The following is a 16056-nucleotide window of genomic DNA, read 5'->3' on the forward strand; positions in this document are numbered from 1 at the left end:
CCTCTCGTCAATAGCATACGTATGCCCTACATTGAAGGCGGTGTCGATGACGCCGTCAAGGGGTAACGGGGACCCGGGTCGGGAATCGTGCCCGAGTGGACCGGTCGCGCCGTGGGTTAGCCTGTGACGGCTTGGCCCGCACGTGGTGGTCCGACGCCCATGAGCAACACGGGAGGTGCTGTGGTCACCAGTCAGGACGTCGCGCGCTATGTCGGCGTCTCCCAGCCGACGGTCTCCCGCGCCCTGCGCGACGACCCCAAGGTGTCCGAGGCGACCAAGACCCGGATCCGCGATGCGGCCCGATTGCTCGGTTACGTGCCCAGCGCCACCGGCCGTGCCCTGGCGGTGGGGCGCTCGCACCGGATCGGCCTGCTGCTCACCGATGTGGAGAACGCGTTCTATCCCCATCTGATCGCGCCGTTGTACCGGGAGCTGCGCGCCACCGGATACGAGATGGTGCTGCTGCCGGAGTCCGAGGAGGCCGATCCGGTGGCCGAGCGGATCATCGCCAACGGGCTGGACGGGGTCGTGCTCACCACCTCGACCACCGACTCCGCGCTGCCGATCCGGCTCCGTGATCGGCGGCTGCCCTTCGTCTACTTCAACCGCACGGTACCGGGGGTGGCGGCCGACTCGGTGGTCGTCGACGCCACCGCCGGGTACGCCGCCGCGGCGCGCCGGCTGGCGGAGCTGGGGCATCGCCGGGTCGGTGCGGTGCTGGGTCCGCAGAACACCAGCACCGGCCTGCACCGCGAGGCCGTGTTGCGCGCCGCGCTGAGCTCCGCCGGCCTGGTGCTCGACGAGGCCGCCTGCCGCCGCGGACCCTTCGATGTGGCCTCCGGCCATGCCGGGATGAGCGAGATCCTCGACCTGCCGGAACGCCCGAGCGCGGTCGTCTGCGGCAACGACGTGGTGGCGGTCGGGGTGCTGAACGCCGCCCGCGAGCGCGGGGTCCGCGTCCCCGAGGAGATCTCGGTGCTCGGCTTCGACGACCTGCCGATGGCCGGTTGGCCGCTGCTGGACCTGGCCACCGTGGCCTTCGACCTGCCGGGCATGGCGCGCGCCGCGGTGCGCCTGATCGCCGAGCGGGCGGAGGGGCGCGCCGAGGACACCTTCACCCAGCAGGTCTTCGAGAGCTCGTTCCTCGAGCGCGGCAGCATCGGCCCCGCCGACCGCGGCTGATCGTCGGCGGGGCACCCTCGGATTCCGGGCAGGGTCTTGCACACATCAATGCATACGCATACAGTCACGTTGACTGAACTCGGCGGCCCCGTGGTGGGCAGGAGGAAGACATGGCACTCGATGAGGTGGCCTACCGGCCCTATGCAGATCCCGACGCATTCATCCGGGAGGTCACCGACCTGATCTGGGTGGACAAGGACATCTCGCACATCTACGACAACTACGAGCCGGACTCGATCGTGCACGGCCCGTTCGGGACCGCGATCGGTGTGGAGCAGGTGGTCCAGGGCAGCACGATGCGGATGGCCACCGACTTCGACCACGTCGGGCAGGCCGAGGACGTCATCTGGGAGGCCCGCGGTGACGACGCCTTCCTCAGCTCGCACCTGGTCTTCGCCAGCGACCCGGTGGACACCCCGAACGGGCGCCGGATCACCAGCAGCCGCACCATCGCCAACTGCCTCTATCGGCGCGGCCGGATGGTGGAGGAGTGGGTGGTCCGCGACGAACTGACGAAGTGTCTGAACCGGGGGCTGGATCCCGATGAGGTCGCGCGTCGGCAGAAGTTCGTCGGCTATCAGCCGAGCCTCACCGACGATCCGCCCGCCGATGTGCTCGCCGCCGGTGATTCCGGTCCGCGACCGGATGAGTACCGGGGCGAGTGCGAGCTGGTGCTGGAGATGATCGACAGCGTCTGGAGCCGCCGGAATCTCAACACCATCAAGGATTTCTTCGACCGGGACCTGTTCCTGCACACCGTCGGTGACGCCACCTTGATCCGGCCCCGAGGCTACGGCCAGGCGACCCTGGACCTGGTCTCGGCGTTCCCCGACGCCACCTTCGAGGTGCGCGATGTGCAGACCAACAACGGCGTACGCTACGGCGGCCTGCGGATCGCGGTGCTCTGGAAGATGCGCGGCAGCTACACCGGTATCGCGAAGTTCGGCCCGCTCACCGGTGCCCCGATCGACCTGCTCGGCATCTCCCAGTTCCAGCTGCACGAAGGCCGGATCGTGCGCGAGATGCGTGTCTACGACGAGATCGGGCTGCGTGCCCAGATCAACGCCACCCGCGGTGACCTGGTGCACGAGTTCGACAACCTCTACTGATCCGGAGAAAGCCAATGCCCACAGCAGTTCCCACCATCAGCGCCGAAGAGCTCCGGCGCCGGACGATCGCCCGCACCGACTGGGTGCCGTGCAAGGCGGCCTTCATCGACTGCCGCACACCCGGTTCGGATCTGAAGGACAACTACTCCTTCATCGGGGTCGGTGTCTCCCAGAGCTCCGAGCAGTTCATCAACCTCTCCGAACCGCACGGCTTCCAGACCGGTGCGGCGGGCATGCCGCACGGCACCACCAACAGCCTGCACCTGCACTTCACCGCCGAGGTCTTCCTGAACTTCGGTGGCACCTACCGGGTGCGTTGGGGGGCCGACGGCAACGAGGGTGAATATCTCTCCACCGACGGGGACATCATCTCGGTGCCGCCGTGGATCTTCCGCGGATTCACCAACGAGGGCGAGGATTCCGGCGTGCTGCTCACCGTGCTCGGTCATGACGACACCGGTGGCATCATCTGGGGCCCCTCGGTGCTGCGCCAGGCCGAGAACCACGGTCTCTACCTGAGCGCGGACAACATGCTCATCGACACCGTCAACGGGCAGCCCAAACCCGATGACGCCGAGCTGATCACCCCGATGGAGCAGCGGTCGATCGACCAGCTGACCCACTACACCCCGACCGAGATGCGCACCCGGGTCTCGCAGGTCGGCGACCGGGTCTTCGACCCCGACGCGCTGCTCTGCACCCGGGCGGCCGGCGGTGCGGCCGGTCTCGATCTGGTGATCGGCTACGGGATCAGCGAGAACCGGCGGCAGGCGCCCCGGCTCACCGAACCGCACAGCTTCAACCTGGCGGTGCTGCGTGCCGAGGCCGGGCAGGGCATCCTGCGGCATCGCCACGACCAGCCGTCGGTGCTGATCGGGCGTACCGGGGTCTGGGAGGTGACGGTGAACGAGGCCGAGCAGGCACGCACCGTGCGGGTCGGCCCCGCCGACCAGATCTCGGTGCCCCCGGGTGCCTGGCGCAGCGCCCGCCTGGTGGAACCGGCTGCCGGCGAGGATGTCGGGGAACTGGTGATCGTCTGCGGCGGTGATGGCCGGGTGCTGCTGGACTGGGCGCCCGAGGTGGTCGAACAGGCCGCCGCCAACGACTGGGTGCTCGACCCCAACGGTTATCTGGCGCCCCGATCGGTGCTGCCACGGACGGCGCTCGCCGCCTCGCGGGCCCGCCAGGAGTGGCTCGCGGCGCGATGATCACGGTCGCCGCCGCCCAGCTCCCGCTCGACATCACCGATCAGGCGGGCAGCCGCGACCGGGTCCTCGACGCCCTGGACCGGTTGGCACCGGCCGCCGATCTGGTGGTGCTGCCGGAACTCGCCAGCAGCGGTTACGTGTTCACCGACGGCGCCGAGGCGCTCCGGCTCGCCGAACCCCTGGACGGCCCCTTCGTCACCGCGCTCGCCGAACGCTCCCGGCGGCACGGGTGCGTGGTGGTCGCCGGTCTGGCGGAACGGGACGGTGACCGGCTCCGCAACAGTGCGGTGCTGGTCGAGGGCGGTGAGCTGCTCGCGGTGCACCGCAAGGTGCACGCCTGGGGCACCGAGGCGGCGATCTTCACCGCCGGTGACGAACCGGTACCGGTCGTTGCGACCACGATCGGCAGGGTCGCGCCGCTGGTCTGCTACGACCTGGAGTTCCCCGAGCTGGTGCAGTCGGCAGCCCGCCGCGGCGCCCAACTGCTCGCCGCACCGGTGAACTGGCCCGCCGATGGCGCACCGCCGGCCGGTGAGCGGCCGGTCGATGTGATCCGGGCCCAGGCGATGGCGGCCATGCACCGGGTGTTCGTGGTGGTGGCCGACCGCTGTGGTGTCGAACGCGGTCAGCACTGGGTCGGCGGTTCGGTGATCGTCGGGCCGGATGGCTATCCGCTGGCCGGTCCGGCAGCCGCCCCGGTGCCGACCGAGCTGCTGGTCGAACTCGACCCGGCGCTCGCCGAGGACAAGCGACTCGGCCCGCACAACCACGTCTTCGCCGACCGGCGGCCGGCGGCGTACGGCTGAGGTTTCTGGTTGCTCAGCTCAGGTTGCGGCTGTTCTCCTGCTTGAGCGCGGACCGCAGCTGGATGCCGCCGATCACCAGCAGGACGCCCCAGATGATCGCCATGATGCCGATCCACAGGCTGATGCCGACCGCGGCCGCGCCGGGATTGGCCGCGAACAGGATGCCGGCCAGCAGCCAGAGCACACCACCGAGCACCAGCAGCCAACGCCGCCCGCCCCGGCCGGCGCTGAAGGCCGAGATGATCTCCATGATGCCGCGCACCATCAGCCAGATGCCCAGCACCCAGGTGAGTGCGACCGCGCTCTGGAAGGGCCGGATCAGGGCGATCAACCCGGCCAGGACGCCGATGATGCCGGCGATGATCAGGAAGACCCGGCCCGCGCCGCTGGCGCCGCGGCGGAAGGCCAGCACCAGCATGATGATGCCGTCGATCAGGGCGTAGGCGCCCCAGATCAGCACGAGCGTGAGGATTGCGGTGGCCGGCCAGATGCTCGCCAGGATGCCGAAGAGGATAGCGAGGATGCCGGAGATGATGAGTGAGGTGGAGGTCCGTAGGGTCAACATGATGACCGCCCTTCCGGTGGATGCGTTACTCGCATGCTATTACCGCGGGAGCGGTTTGGGGCCGAAGTCTGGCGGATCGGGGTGCCCGATGTTCTCCCAGACGAAGGACGGCACCCAGCTGAGGAACTGCCGCAGGAACTCCAGGTGGTGGTCGATCGCCTCGTGCGAGTATGCGAAATCGGTCCGGTAGACACCGCCGTCGATGTCGAAGGCCGGTGCCCCGCGGGCCATCAGGAACTCCATCATCCGCGGATGGATCACGTCGTGGCAGAACCGGGGATCGTCCCCGCGCACCTTGAACCTCCGGTTGAAGGCCGCGCTCTCGAAGGTGATCGGGCGGGCGAAGAGCTCGAACCGGTTCAGCGACAGGTTGCCGAATCCGCTGGGAACCCAGACCTCGAAGAGATCCTCGCGATGATGATGGGTCTGGGTCTGGGTCTGCGTGCGGCCCTCGGAATCGGTCGAGGTGGTGGTCGTGGTGGTCGTCCAGTGATGGGTCAGCGCCACCCAACGCATGCCGTGGTGCTCACCGAACAGCACCCGCTCCGCCTCCCCGCGCGCGCCGTTGGTGCGGACCACGTCGAGCCAGGAGTCGTCCTGCTCGCGGTAGGTCCAGTGCGGCCGGCCGTGGACGCTCAGCTCATTCGGTACCAGTGGTTGCGGAGCATTCGCCGGGATCGCCGCGACCAGGGCCCGCTGGATCGCCGACGCCTGCTCGACGGCCGTCTTCAGTTCATCCGGGTCGACCGGTACGCCGCAGAGGACCAGCGCGGCGCCGTCCAGGCTGAGGTGCAGCGGGCCCGCCCGATAACCGGCCGTGGCGGCCTCGACCGCCGGCCGGATCGCATCGATGAAGGCCGGGTCCTGACCCTGCCAACCGTTGGCGGTGAACCGGGTCTCGGGCACCGACCGGGGCAGCGGCAGCACCAGCACCTGGTTGTCGAAACCGTCGGAGTCGTAGCGGAACACCTTGAACGGCGTCCCCCCGGCCGTCTGACCGGTGATGAGATCCTTGACCCGGCGCCGCTCGCCGAGACCGAACGGCGGGCAGTTCAACCGGTATGCCGGCTCGGGTCCCGGTGCGGACTCGAAGGCCCAGCCGTGACCGCGCAGCTTGTTGATCCGGATCTGCCGGCGCACCGCGATCGTGATCGCGATGGCCAGCGGGATGCCGACCACCAGCACCACCACGAGCCACCACGCATCCATGCGGCGATGGTCTCAGCTCTCAGGGGCAGTAGCGGCGGAGTTCCTGGCTGGTTGCCAACCGGCGGCGCAATTCCTCCAGGGTGGTGGGTGCGGCACCATGGGCGCGCGCCTGGACGAGGACATTGCCCAATGCGGTGGCCTCCACGGGGCCGGCGATCACCGGCAGCCCGGCGGCCTGCGCCACCAGCCGGCAGAGCAGCTCGTTCTGCGAACCGCCACCGACCAGGTGGATGGCCTCGATCCGCCGCCCGGCGAGCTCGGCCGCACGGCTGGCGGTGTTCGCGTACGCCGCCGCCAATGAATCGAGGATGCAGCGCACCAGACCCGCGCGATCCTGTGGAACCGGGGCACCGGTACGCCGCAGCGCGGCCGCGATCCGCTCCGGCATCCCGTCGGGGGCGATGAACTCCTCATCGTCCACGTCGATCAGCGGCCCACCGGGGGTGACCTCGGCGGCCGCCGCCAGCAGCGCCGCCTGGTCCGCTTCGGCGTCCCAGGCCCGCAGGCACTCCTGCAGCAGCCAGAGCCCGCCGACGTTGCGCAGATAACGGATCCGGCCGTCCACACCGCGCTCATTGGTGAAGTTGGCGTCCCGGCTGGCCTCGGTCAGCACCGGCTCGTCCAGCTCCACCCCGACCAGCGACCAGGTCCCGCTGGAGGCGTACGCCACATTCCGCGAGCTCGCCGGCACGCCGACCACCGCCGACGCGGTGTCGTGCGACCCCACCGTCGTCACCACCGCATCGAACCCCCAGCGCTCGGCCAGCTCCGGCCGCAGCCGGCCACGGACCTCACCGGGTTGGTCGATCGGCGGCAGCATGCCGGCCGGAATGTCCAGCGCCGCAAGCATTTCGGCAGACCAGTCGCCGGTGCGGACATCGACCAGGCCGGTCGTCGAGGCGTTGGTGGCCTCGGTGCGCAGCACACCGGTCAGGTGGTGGGCGAGCAGGTCCGGCAGCAGCACGATCCGCGCCGCCCGCGGCCACAGCGGCCCCGAGCGTTCGGCCGCCAGCTGGTATCCGGTGGTGAACGGCAGGTGCTGCAAGCCGTTGATCGCATACTGCTGTTGCCGATCGATCCGGGCATCCAGTTCCGGCACCGCCCGCGGGCCACGGTCATCGCGGTAACTCATCGGATCGGCGAGCAACCGGTCCTCGGCGTCCAGCAACCCGTAGTCGATCGCCCAGGTGTCGATGCCGATCGACTCGGTCTGCGGGTAGGCCTCGGCCAGCGATCCCAACCCCTGTTCGACTTCGGCGACCAACCGGGACCAGTCCCAGCGCAACCCGTCGGGGGTGCGTACCGCCCGGTTGCCGAAGCGGTGCACCGTGTGCAGCTCCGGCCGGCCAGCGGTCAGGACGCCGGCCATCACCCGGCCCCCGGAGGCGCCGATGTCGATCGCGCCGAACACCCGCGCCCCCGCCGGGGCGCCCGACGGCCCGGTCATCGCAGGAAGGCGGCGGCCACGCCCGCATCGACCGGCACGTGCAACCCGGTGGTGTGGCTGAACTCCTCGGAGGTCAGCGCGGCCGCCGCATTGGCCACGTGCTCGGGCAGCACCTCCCGCTTCAGCAGGGTGCGCTGGGCATAGAAGGCACCGAGCTCGCTCTCCGGTACGCCGTAGACCGCGGCCCGCTTGGCACCCCAGCCGCCCGCGAAGATCCCCGAACCCCGGACCACACCATCGGGGTTGATGCCGTTCACCCGGATGCCGTGCTCACCGAGCTCGGCGGCCAGCAGCCGCACCTGATGGGCCTGGTCGGCCTTCACCGCGCTGTAGGCGATGTTGTTGGGGCCGGCGAAGACGGCGTTCTTGGAGGAGATGTAGACGATGTCGCCACCCAGGCCCTGTTCGATCATCGCGCGTGCCGCGGCCCGGGCGATCAGGAAGGATCCCTTGGCCATCACCGCGTGCTGGGTGTCCCAGTCGCCCTCGCTGGTTTCCAGCAGGGGCTTGGAGATCGACAGGCCGGCGTTGTTCACCACCAGGTCGACACCGCCGAAGGCGAGCACCGTCTCGTCGACGGCGGCCTGCACCTGGGCGGCGTCGGTGACATCGGCGCCCACCCCGATCGCCACATCCGGTCCGCCCAGCTCGGCCGCGGCGGCGCGGGCCTGCTCGGCGTCCAGATCGGCGATCACCACACAGGCGCCCTCGGCGGCCAGCCGGGTCGCGATGGCCCGGCCGATACCGGAGGCGGCACCGGTGACCAGCGCGATCCGGCCGGCATGGCTGCGTGGCTTGGGCATCCGGGCGAGCTTGGCCTCCTCGAGCGCCCAGTATTCGATCCGGAACTTCTCCGACTCCTCGATCGGGGTGTAGGTGGAGATCGCCTCCGCGCCACGCATCACGTTGATCGCGTTGCGATAGAACTCCCCGGCCACCCGGGCGGTCTGCTTGTCCTTGCCGTAGCTGAACATGCCGACCCCCGGGATGAGGATGATCGCCGGATCGGCGCCGCGCATCGCGGGCGAGTCTGCGGTGGCGTAGCGCTCGTAGTAGCCGCGGTAGTCCTCCCGGTAGGCCTCGTGCAGCTCCCGCAGTCGGGTGGTCACCTGGTCCAGCTCGGCATCGGCCGGCAGGTCGAGAACCAGCGGCTTCACCTTGGTACGCAGGAAATGGTCGGGGCAGGAGGTGCCCAGCTCGGCCAGCCGATCGAGCTGGTCACCGGCCAGGAACTCGAGCACCTCCGGGGCGTCGTTGAAGTCACCGACCATCCGCCGGTCGGTGGAGGCGATGCCGCGCAGCAGCGGTGCCAGGGCGGCGGCCCGGGTGCGGCGCTGCTCGGCCGACAGGGCCTCGAAACCGCTCCGCGGCGCACCGAAGGGTTCGTCGGTGCCGTGCTCGTCGATGTAGCGCTGTGCGGTCTCGATGATCATCAGTGAGTTGGCCTCGGCCTCCTCGGAGGTGTCCCCCCAGGCGGTGATGCCGTGACCACCGAGGATCACCCCCTTCGCCGCCGGGTTCTCGGCCTTGATCTTCGCGATGTCCAATCCCAGTTGGAATCCCGGCCGCCGCCAGGGCACCCAGGCGACCTGCTCGCCGAAGATCTCCTTGGTCAACCGCTCGCCGTCGGCGGCCGTGGCGAGCGCGATCCCGGCATCGGGGTGGAGGTGGTCGACGTGGGCGGCCTCGACCAGGCCGTGCATCGCGGTGTCGATCGACGGTGCGGCGCCACCCCTGCCATGCAGGCAGTAGTCGAAGGCCGCGACCATCTCGTCCTCGCGCTCCACCCCCGGATAGACCTTCGGCAGGGACCGCAGCCGGTCCAGGCGCAGCACCGCCAGCCCTGACTCCTGCAGCGTGCCGAGGTCACCACCGGAGCCCTTCACCCAGAGCAGTTCGACATCGGCGCCGGTGACCGGGTCGGTCTCGGTGCCCTTGGCCGAGGTGTTGCCGCCGGCGTAGTTGGTGTTCCGCGGATCGCTGCCGAGGCGGTTCGAGCGGGCGAGCAGATCGGCGACGGCCTGGTGGGTCATGTCGCTGGTTTCCTTCCGGTGTGTCGAAACAGGGAGTTCGGGGGGACAGGGGAGAGGCCTCAGGCGCCCCAGCCGGCGGGCGTACCGCCGACCCGGTCGGCCGCGATCCGGGCCAGATAGCCGGACTCGGCGAAGGTGCGCATCGGGTCGGCCGGCAGCCCGCGGTCCGTGCGCCACTCCGCCAGCAGGGCGCGGACGTCGGTGTTGTAGGCATCCATCAGTACGCCGTTCGCGGCCAGCACGTCGCCGGCGGCCTGCGCCTTGGTGAGGGCCTCCCGGTCCACCAGCAGCGCCTTGGCGGTGGCCTCCTGGACATTGAGCACCGAGCGGATCTGGCCGGGGATCTTGTCCTCGATGTTGTGGCACTCATCGAGCATGAAGTTGATTCCCGCGGCGGGGTCGAGGGCCCCGACGCGGACGATCTCGTGCATGATCCGGAACAGCTGGAACGGGTCGGCGGCGCCGGCCATCAGGTCGTCGTCGGCATAGAACCGGGAGTTGAAGTCGAAGGCGCCGAGCCGGCCGGCGCGGACCAGCTGCATCACGATGAACTCGATGTTGGTGCCCGGGGCGTGGTGCCCGGTGTCCAGCACCACCTTGGCGCGTTCACCGAGGGCGAGGCAGTGCAGCAGCGAGGTGCCCCAGTCCGGGATGTCGGTGGCATAGAAGGCCGGTTCGAAGAACTTGTACTCCAGGATCAACCGCTGCTCCGCACCGAGGCCGGCATAGATCTCGGCGAGGCCCTCGGCGAGCCGGTCCTGGCGGGCCCGCAGATCGTCCTGGCCCGGGTAGTTCAACCCGTCGGCCAGCCAGATCTTCAGGTCCCGTGATCCGGTCCGCCGCATCACCTCGATGCAGCGCAGGTGGTGATCGATCGCCTTGCGGCGTACCCCCGCCGACGGATTGCACAGCGAACCCAGCCGGTAGTCGTCGTCCTGGAAGACGTTGGAGTTGATCGCCCCGATCCGGACGCCGTGCTCGCTGGCGTGGGCCGCGAGGGCGTCGAAGTCATCGACCAGATCCCAGGGGATGTGCAGCGACACCCGGGGTGCGATCCCGGTGTGGGCGTGCACCTGGGCCGCGTCGGCGATCTTCTCGAAGGGGTCGCGCGGGGTGCCCGGGGTGCCGAAGACCTTGAACCGGGTGCCGGAATTGCCGAACGCCCAGGACGGCAGCTCGATGGTCTGGGCATCGAGTGCGGCGCGGGCCTCGCCGGGCAGATCGGCGAGGCGTGGTGCGGATTCGGTCATGGACGGCTCCTTCGGCGTCGTACGGTCCGCGGCGAGCGGTTCGGTTGCGGCGCGCGCAGACCGTGTCGCGGTTGGTATGAAACGATTCAATCAGGTTTGATGAACAACCGCAAGAGGGGTGCGGAGGAGGGTGATGGCCAGCGCGACGAAGGTGCGGATCGGTGATGTGGCGCGGGCCGCGGGCGTCTCGGTCGGCACGGTCTCCAATGTGCTGAACCGCCCGGAGATCGTCTCCACCGATACCCGGGACCGGGTGCACGCGGCGATCGCCGAACTCGGCTTCGTGCCCAATGCCTCCGCCCGGCAACTGCGCGAAGGGGCCTCGCGGACCGCCGGGGTGCTGGTGCTGGACATCGCCAACCCGTTCTTCACCGAGATGGCGCGGGGGATCGAGGACCGGCTCATCGAGGCCGGCCTGACCATGTCGCTCAGCTCCTCCGACGCCGATCCGGAACGGGAGCGCCGGGTGCTGGAACAGTTCGCCCAGCAGCGGCTGCGCGGGGTGCTGGTCACCCCCTCCCGCGGCACCCGGGACAACCTGGGCATCCTGCTGGAGCAGGGCACCCGGGTGGTGCTGCTGGACCACCGGCCCGCCGACTCGGATCTGGATGCGGTGGCCTCCGATGATGTCGCCGGCGGCCGGATCGCGCTGCAGCACCTGCTGGCACTGGGTCATCGACGGATCGGCTTCCTCAACGGCTCGCTGGACATCAAGCAGTGCCGCGACCGCCGCGAGGGTGCCCGGCAGGCGATCACCGAGCACGGCGGGGATCCGGACGAGGACCTGATCGAGATCGAGGTCGCCTCGATGGATGCCACCAATGGGCACGGTGCGATGGCCCAGCTGCTGGAGGACCACGGTGAGCTGACCGCGGTCTTCTGCATCAACGATCTGGTGGCACTGGGGGCGATGCGCGCCGCCCGGGAGGCCGAGGTCGCGGTGCCCGGTGAGCTGTCGGTGCTCGGTTATGACGATGTCTCCTTCGCCGGCGAGCTGGCGGTGCCGCTGACCTCGGTGCGCCAGCCGATGTACCAGATGGGCGCCGAGGCGGCCGGTCTGCTGCTCGACCCCGGTGCCGCCCGGCAGATCCTGTTCACCCCCGCGCTGGTGGTGCGCGCCTCCACCGCGCCGCCGCGCTGAGCGGTGGATGGTCTCCGGGTGGAGCAGTCTTGCGCCATCTGTCAAAATGGAGAGGTCGCAAGGCATTGATGGGGCCATCACCCCGGAGCTGCCGGAAGAACGGCTGAGGCGTACGCCTCGCTCACTAGACCCGGCCGCGGCGAGCAATCGAGTGGGCCGGACGCCGTGGGTGGCCGGCCAACGAGGGTGGTACCGCGGGCCGACGGCTCGTCCCTCTTCGCAGTGCAGGATCCACGAAGAGGACGCCCTTTCCGATGAGCAGTGAAACGACCACCGAGTCGGCCACCGAACGCACCGAGAGCTACCGCGCGGTGCCGCCGCAGATCGACCTGCCCCAGATGGAGCGCGAGATCCTCCAGCTCTGGAACGAGCAGGACACCTTCGAGGCATCCCTGGAGCAGACCGCCGACGGTGAGACCTGGACCTTCTACGAGGGCCCGCCGACCGCCAACGGGATGCCCGGCACCCACCACATCGAGGCCCGCGTCTTCAAGGACGTCTTCCCGCGGTTCCGCACCATGCAGGGCCGCCGGGTCGACCGCAAGGCCGGCTGGGACTGCCACGGCCTGCCGGTCGAACTCGCCGTCGAGAAGGAACTCGGCATCAACGGCAAGCCGGAGATCGAGGCCTTCGGCATCGAGGCGTTCAACGCCCGCTGCCGCGAGTCGGTGATGCGGCATGTCGACGCCTTCGCCGAGCTGACCACCCGGATGGGCTACTGGGTCAACCTCGACGAGGCCTACTGGACGATGGATTCGGACTATGTGCAGAGCGAATGGTGGGCGCTCAAGCAGATCTACGAGAAGGGCTGGCTGACCGAGGATCAGCGGGTCGCCCCCTACTGCCCGCGCTGCGGCACCACGCTCTCCGACCACGAGGTCGCGCAGGGTTACGAGGACACCGTCGACACCACGGTCTACGCCCGCTTCCCGCTCACCTCCGGCCCCTACGCCCCCGGGGGCACGCCCGGGCTGCCGGACGGCGCGGACCTGCTGATCTGGACCACCACGCCCTGGACGCTGGTCTCGAACGCGCTGATCGCGGTCGGCGCCGAGATCGAGTATGTGGTCGCCCGCTCCGACGGCGAGCGGCCGGTCGTGGTCGCCGCGGAATCGGTCGAGTTCGCCCTCGGTGAGGGCTGGGAGGCCGGTGAGCGGTTCACCGGAGCCGAGATGGTCGGCTGGGACTACCAGCGCCCGATCGAGGTGATGGAGCAGCCGGGCCGGGCCTGGTTCGTGGTCACCGAGGACTATGTGACCACCGGCGAGGGCACCGGGCTGGTGCACCAGTCGGCGGCCTTCGGCGAGGACGACTTCCTGTCCACCAAGCGGAACGGCGTCGCCTTCGTCAACCCGATCGGCCCGGACGGACGCTTCCTGCCCGGCAACGGGTTCGTCTCCGAGCTGTTCTTCAAGGACGCCGATCCGGTGATCATCGACCACCTGCGCGAGCAGGGCACGCTGTTCCGGACCCTGAAGCACGAGCACCCCTATCCGCACTGCTGGCGCTGCCACACGCCGCTGATGTACTACGCGCAGCCCTCCTGGTACATCCGGACCACGGAGTTCAAGGATGCGATGCTGCGGGAGAACGAGAACACCAACTGGTATCCCGAGACCATCAAGTGGGGCCGCTACGGCGACTGGCTGAAGAACAACGTCGACTGGGCGTTGTCGCGGACCCGCTACTGGGGCACCCCGCTGCCGATCTGGCGCAACGACGCCGACCCCAGCAAGGTGGTCGCCGTCGGCAGCCTCGAGGAGCTGGGATCCCTTGCCGGCAAGGATCTCTCCGATCTCGACCCGCACCGTCCGTTCATCGACGAGGTCACCTTCACCCTCGACGGTGAGCCGGGCACCTACCGCCGCGTGCCGGAGGTGATCGACGCCTGGTTCGACTCCGGGTCGATGCCGTTCGCGCAGTGGGGTTATCCGTGGAAGGAGGGCTCGGCGGAGGTCTTCGAGAAGCATTTCCCGGCCGACTTCATCTGCGAGGCCACCGACCAGACCCGCGGCTGGTTCTATTCGCAGATGGCGGTGAACACCGCCGTCTTCGATCAGAACGACTACCGCAACGTGCTCTGCCTCGGCCACATCCTGGCCGAGGACGGCCGCAAGATGTCCAAGCATCTGGGCAACATCCTGGAACCGATCCCGCTGATGGACGACCACGGCGCGGACGCGGTGCGCTGGTTCATGGCCTGCTCCGGGTCACCGTGGATGGCCCGCCGGGTCGGCAACGCCTCGATCACCGAGACCGTGCGGAAGGTGCTGCTCACCTACTGGAACAGCGTCGCTTTCCATGCGTTGTACGCCCGGACCAACGGCTGGGCGCCGGCCGGTGAGGCCCCACCCGTCGCCGAGCGGCACGTGCTGGATCGCTGGCTCACCTCCCGGACCAACCGGCTGGTGCAGGAGGTCACCGCGGCACTGGAGAACTTCGACACCCAGCGCACCGGTTCCCTGATCCAGGACTTCATCGACGAACTGTCCAACTGGTACGTCCGGCGCTCCCGGCGGCGGTTCTGGGACGGCGACCCGGCGGCGCTCTGGACGCTGCACGAGACCCTGCACGTGCTCACCCGGTTGATGGCCCCGCTCACCCCGTTCATCACCGAACGGGTCTGGCAGGATCTCTTCGTCAGCAGCGATCCCGAGGGCCCGCGCTCGGTGCACCTGGCGAGTTGGCCGGTGGCCGACGAGTCACTGGTCGACGAGCAGCTGGAGCGATCGATGGCGCTCACCGAGCGGCTGGTCGAGCTCGGCCGCGCGGCCCGGGCCGAGGCACGGGTCAAGGTGCGTCAGCCGCTGGCACGGATCCTGGTGCCCTCTGCGGCGTACGACTCGCTGACTCCGGAACTGCGCAGCGAGATCGCCGCCGAGCTCAACGTGGTCGCGGTCGAGCCGTTCGGCTCCGCCGGGGACCTGGTCGACTACACCGTCAAGGGCAACTTCCGCTCGCTCGGCAAGCGGTTCGGCAAGCAGACCCCCGTGGTGGCGAACGCCATCGCCGCCGGTGATGCCGCAGCGCTCGCGGAATCCCTGCGTACCCGGGGATCCGCGACGATCGAGGTGCCCGAGGTCGGTGCCGAACCGGTCGAACTGGCGGTCGACGACGTGATCGTCTCCGAACGCCCCCGCGAGGGCTGGTCGGTGGTCAACGACCAGGGCGAGACGGTGGCCCTGGATCTCGAGGTCAGCGACGAGCTGCGGCTCGCCGGCCTGGCCCGGGAGGCGATCCGGTTGATCCAGGAGACCCGCAAGAACAGCGGTTTCGAGGTGTCCGACCGGATCGCGCTGGACTGGGCCGCCGAGGGTGAGCTCGCCGAGGCGGTGGAACGGCACGCCGACCTGATCGCCGACGAGGTGCTGGCCGGCTCGGTACGCCGCGGCGACGGGCAGGGCGAGGGCTGGGTCAGCGACGCCGACCTGGGTCTGGCGGTTCGGGTGGTACGCCGCTGAGGCGGCGTATCACCCCGGTTCAGCCGCGCTTCGCGGAGGCTCGGCGCCTGCTGCGGATCTTCCGGACGGCGAACACCCCGGCGACCACCAGGGCCACCAGGCCGATGATCCCGAGCACCACCCAGAAGACCGGCTGGCCACCCTGCTGGGCGACCTGATCGGCGGCCGGGCCACGACCCCGGCCGTGATGCCCGTACCGGCCGGGATGGTGCGCCGCCAGCGGCGCGATCATCGCCATCAGGGTGAAGGCCGCCAGCGTGGCGGTACCGATCCACCAGGCGATCGGCGGGATCGGGCTCTGCGGGACCAGCGGGCGCTGCACCGGGGCCGGGGCCATCCCCTGCCCCGGTCGGCGGCCCGGCAGATCACGGAAGAGGGCGCCCAGATCGGATTCATGGGTCGCCTGCAGGGCCTGCTGCACGCGTTCGTCGAACTCGTCGGCGTCCAGTCGGCCGGCACTCAAATGCTCCTGCAGCAGTTGGGTGGCGTCGTCGCGTTCGGCGTCCCCGATGCGCAGATCTCGTGGATCGGATGTCATGCGGGAGAGTAAACGTCGCCAATTTGTGAGGACCCTGTGAATGGGGTGTGTCGTCCGGCTCGCGCGCGGCGCGCCATCCGAACTCCTGGGGCCGATCACACAGTTCT

At 69.6% G+C, this 16056-nt stretch carries 12 protein-coding genes; 6 read left to right on the plus strand and 6 right to left on the minus strand.

Annotation, left to right across the window (positions count from 1 at the left end):
- The first annotated feature begins 159 nt into the window (after positions 1-159).
- The 4 genes from BI335_RS04920 to BI335_RS04935 all read left to right on the plus strand — a co-directional run bounded on the left by BI335_RS04920 (position 160) and on the right by BI335_RS04935 (position 4305).
- The gene (locus BI335_RS04920) at positions 160-1182 is read left to right on the plus strand and encodes a LacI family DNA-binding transcriptional regulator (protein ID WP_094356344.1); all 1023 of its coding nucleotides are present in this window, start codon (positions 160-162) and stop codon (positions 1180-1182) included.
- 110 nt (positions 1183-1292) lie between these two features.
- Positions 1293-2291, plus strand: coding sequence for a nuclear transport factor 2 family protein (locus tag BI335_RS04925; protein WP_094429838.1), 999 nt, complete (start codon positions 1293-1295; stop codon positions 2289-2291).
- 14 nt (positions 2292-2305) lie between these two features.
- Entirely contained in the window at positions 2306-3499 is a 1194-nt protein-coding gene (locus BI335_RS04930; protein ID WP_094429839.1) for a cupin domain-containing protein, read from the plus strand.
- Positions 3496-4305 carry a nitrilase-related carbon-nitrogen hydrolase gene (locus tag BI335_RS04935; protein ID WP_094404781.1) on the plus strand — a complete coding sequence of 270 codons (810 nt, stop codon included), beginning with the start codon at positions 3496-3498 and terminating at the stop codon, positions 4303-4305. Before BI335_RS04930 ends, BI335_RS04935 begins: the two co-directional genes overlap by 4 nt.
- Positions 4306-4318: 13 nt before the next feature.
- On the opposite strand, the gene BI335_RS04940 is transcribed toward BI335_RS04935, so the two are convergent.
- Genes BI335_RS04940 through rhaI form a run of 5 tightly spaced genes read right to left on the minus strand, consistent with a single transcriptional unit; the run spans position 4319 to position 10809 of the window.
- Positions 4319-4870, minus strand: a complete 552-nt coding sequence (locus BI335_RS04940) for an HdeD family acid-resistance protein (RefSeq protein ID WP_094426737.1) — start codon at positions 4868-4870, stop codon at positions 4319-4321.
- A gap of 39 nt (positions 4871-4909) precedes the next feature.
- Positions 4910-6079, minus strand: a complete 1170-nt coding sequence (locus BI335_RS04945; RefSeq protein ID WP_144009071.1) for a hypothetical protein — start codon at positions 6077-6079, stop codon at positions 4910-4912.
- 19 nt (positions 6080-6098) lie between these two features.
- Complete coding sequence (locus BI335_RS04950) at positions 6099-7526, minus strand: rhamnulokinase (RefSeq protein ID WP_094429841.1); 1428 nt, start codon at positions 7524-7526, stop codon at positions 6099-6101.
- Positions 7523-9559 carry a bifunctional aldolase/short-chain dehydrogenase gene (locus tag BI335_RS04955; protein ID WP_094429842.1) on the minus strand — a complete coding sequence of 679 codons (2037 nt, stop codon included), beginning with the start codon at positions 9557-9559 and terminating at the stop codon, positions 7523-7525. The genes BI335_RS04950 and BI335_RS04955 overlap by 4 nt, the downstream gene beginning before the upstream one ends.
- Before the next feature lie 59 nt (positions 9560-9618).
- The gene (rhaI, locus tag BI335_RS04960) at positions 9619-10809 is read right to left on the minus strand and encodes an L-rhamnose isomerase (RefSeq protein WP_094429843.1); all 1191 of its coding nucleotides are present in this window, start codon (positions 10807-10809) and stop codon (positions 9619-9621) included.
- Between the two features lie 133 nt (positions 10810-10942).
- Here rhaI and BI335_RS04965 point away from each other — a divergent pair, with 133 nt between their 5' ends.
- Complete coding sequence (locus BI335_RS04965) at positions 10943-11950, plus strand: LacI family DNA-binding transcriptional regulator (RefSeq protein ID WP_094401774.1); 1008 nt, start codon at positions 10943-10945, stop codon at positions 11948-11950.
- Positions 11951-12204: 254 nt separating this feature from the next.
- Positions 12205-15411 (plus strand): isoleucine--tRNA ligase, encoded by a 3207-nt coding sequence (ileS, locus tag BI335_RS04970; protein WP_094429844.1) that lies wholly within the window; start codon positions 12205-12207, stop codon positions 15409-15411.
- Positions 15412-15430: 19 nt separating this feature from the next.
- Here the strand turns inward: ileS and BI335_RS04975 are convergent, their stop codons facing one another.
- Positions 15431-15949: a DUF1707 SHOCT-like domain-containing protein gene (locus BI335_RS04975; protein ID WP_166646728.1), complete on the minus strand. Its 519-nt coding sequence runs from the start codon at positions 15947-15949 to the stop codon at positions 15431-15433.
- Positions 15950-16056: the final 107 nt, after the last annotated feature.

This window comes from Enemella evansiae (genome assembly GCF_002250705.1).
GTDB lineage: Bacteria > Actinomycetota > Actinomycetes > Propionibacteriales > Propionibacteriaceae > Enemella > Enemella evansiae.

What these genes read in the sequence shown, in the direction of transcription:
- BI335_RS04920 (WP_094356344.1), top strand. Translation starts at nt 160, where the DNA reads ATGAGCAACACGGGAGGTGCTGTGGTCACCAGTCAGGACGTCGCGCGC.
- BI335_RS04925 (WP_094429838.1), top strand. Translation starts at nt 1,293, where the DNA reads ATGGCACTCGATGAGGTGGCCTACCGGCCCTATGCAGATCCCGACGCA.
- BI335_RS04930 (WP_094429839.1), top strand. Translation starts at nt 2,306, where the DNA reads ATGCCCACAGCAGTTCCCACCATCAGCGCCGAAGAGCTCCGGCGCCGG.
- BI335_RS04935 (WP_094404781.1), top strand. Translation starts at nt 3,496, where the DNA reads ATGATCACGGTCGCCGCCGCCCAGCTCCCGCTCGACATCACCGATCAG.
- BI335_RS04940 (WP_094426737.1), bottom strand. Translation starts at nt 4,870, where the DNA reads ATGTTGACCCTACGGACCTCCACCTCACTCATCATCTCCGGCATCCTC.
- BI335_RS04945 (WP_144009071.1), bottom strand. Translation starts at nt 6,079, where the DNA reads ATGGATGCGTGGTGGCTCGTGGTGGTGCTGGTGGTCGGCATCCCGCTG.
- BI335_RS04950 (WP_094429841.1), bottom strand. Translation starts at nt 7,526, where the DNA reads ATGACCGGGCCGTCGGGCGCCCCGGCGGGGGCGCGGGTGTTCGGCGCG.
- BI335_RS04955 (WP_094429842.1), bottom strand. Translation starts at nt 9,559, where the DNA reads ATGACCCACCAGGCCGTCGCCGATCTGCTCGCCCGCTCGAACCGCCTC.
- rhaI (WP_094429843.1), bottom strand. Translation starts at nt 10,809, where the DNA reads ATGACCGAATCCGCACCACGCCTCGCCGATCTGCCCGGCGAGGCCCGC.
- BI335_RS04965 (WP_094401774.1), top strand. Translation starts at nt 10,943, where the DNA reads ATGGCCAGCGCGACGAAGGTGCGGATCGGTGATGTGGCGCGGGCCGCG.
- ileS (WP_094429844.1), top strand. Translation starts at nt 12,205, where the DNA reads ATGAGCAGTGAAACGACCACCGAGTCGGCCACCGAACGCACCGAGAGC.
- BI335_RS04975 (WP_166646728.1), bottom strand. Translation starts at nt 15,949, where the DNA reads ATGACATCCGATCCACGAGATCTGCGCATCGGGGACGCCGAACGCGAC.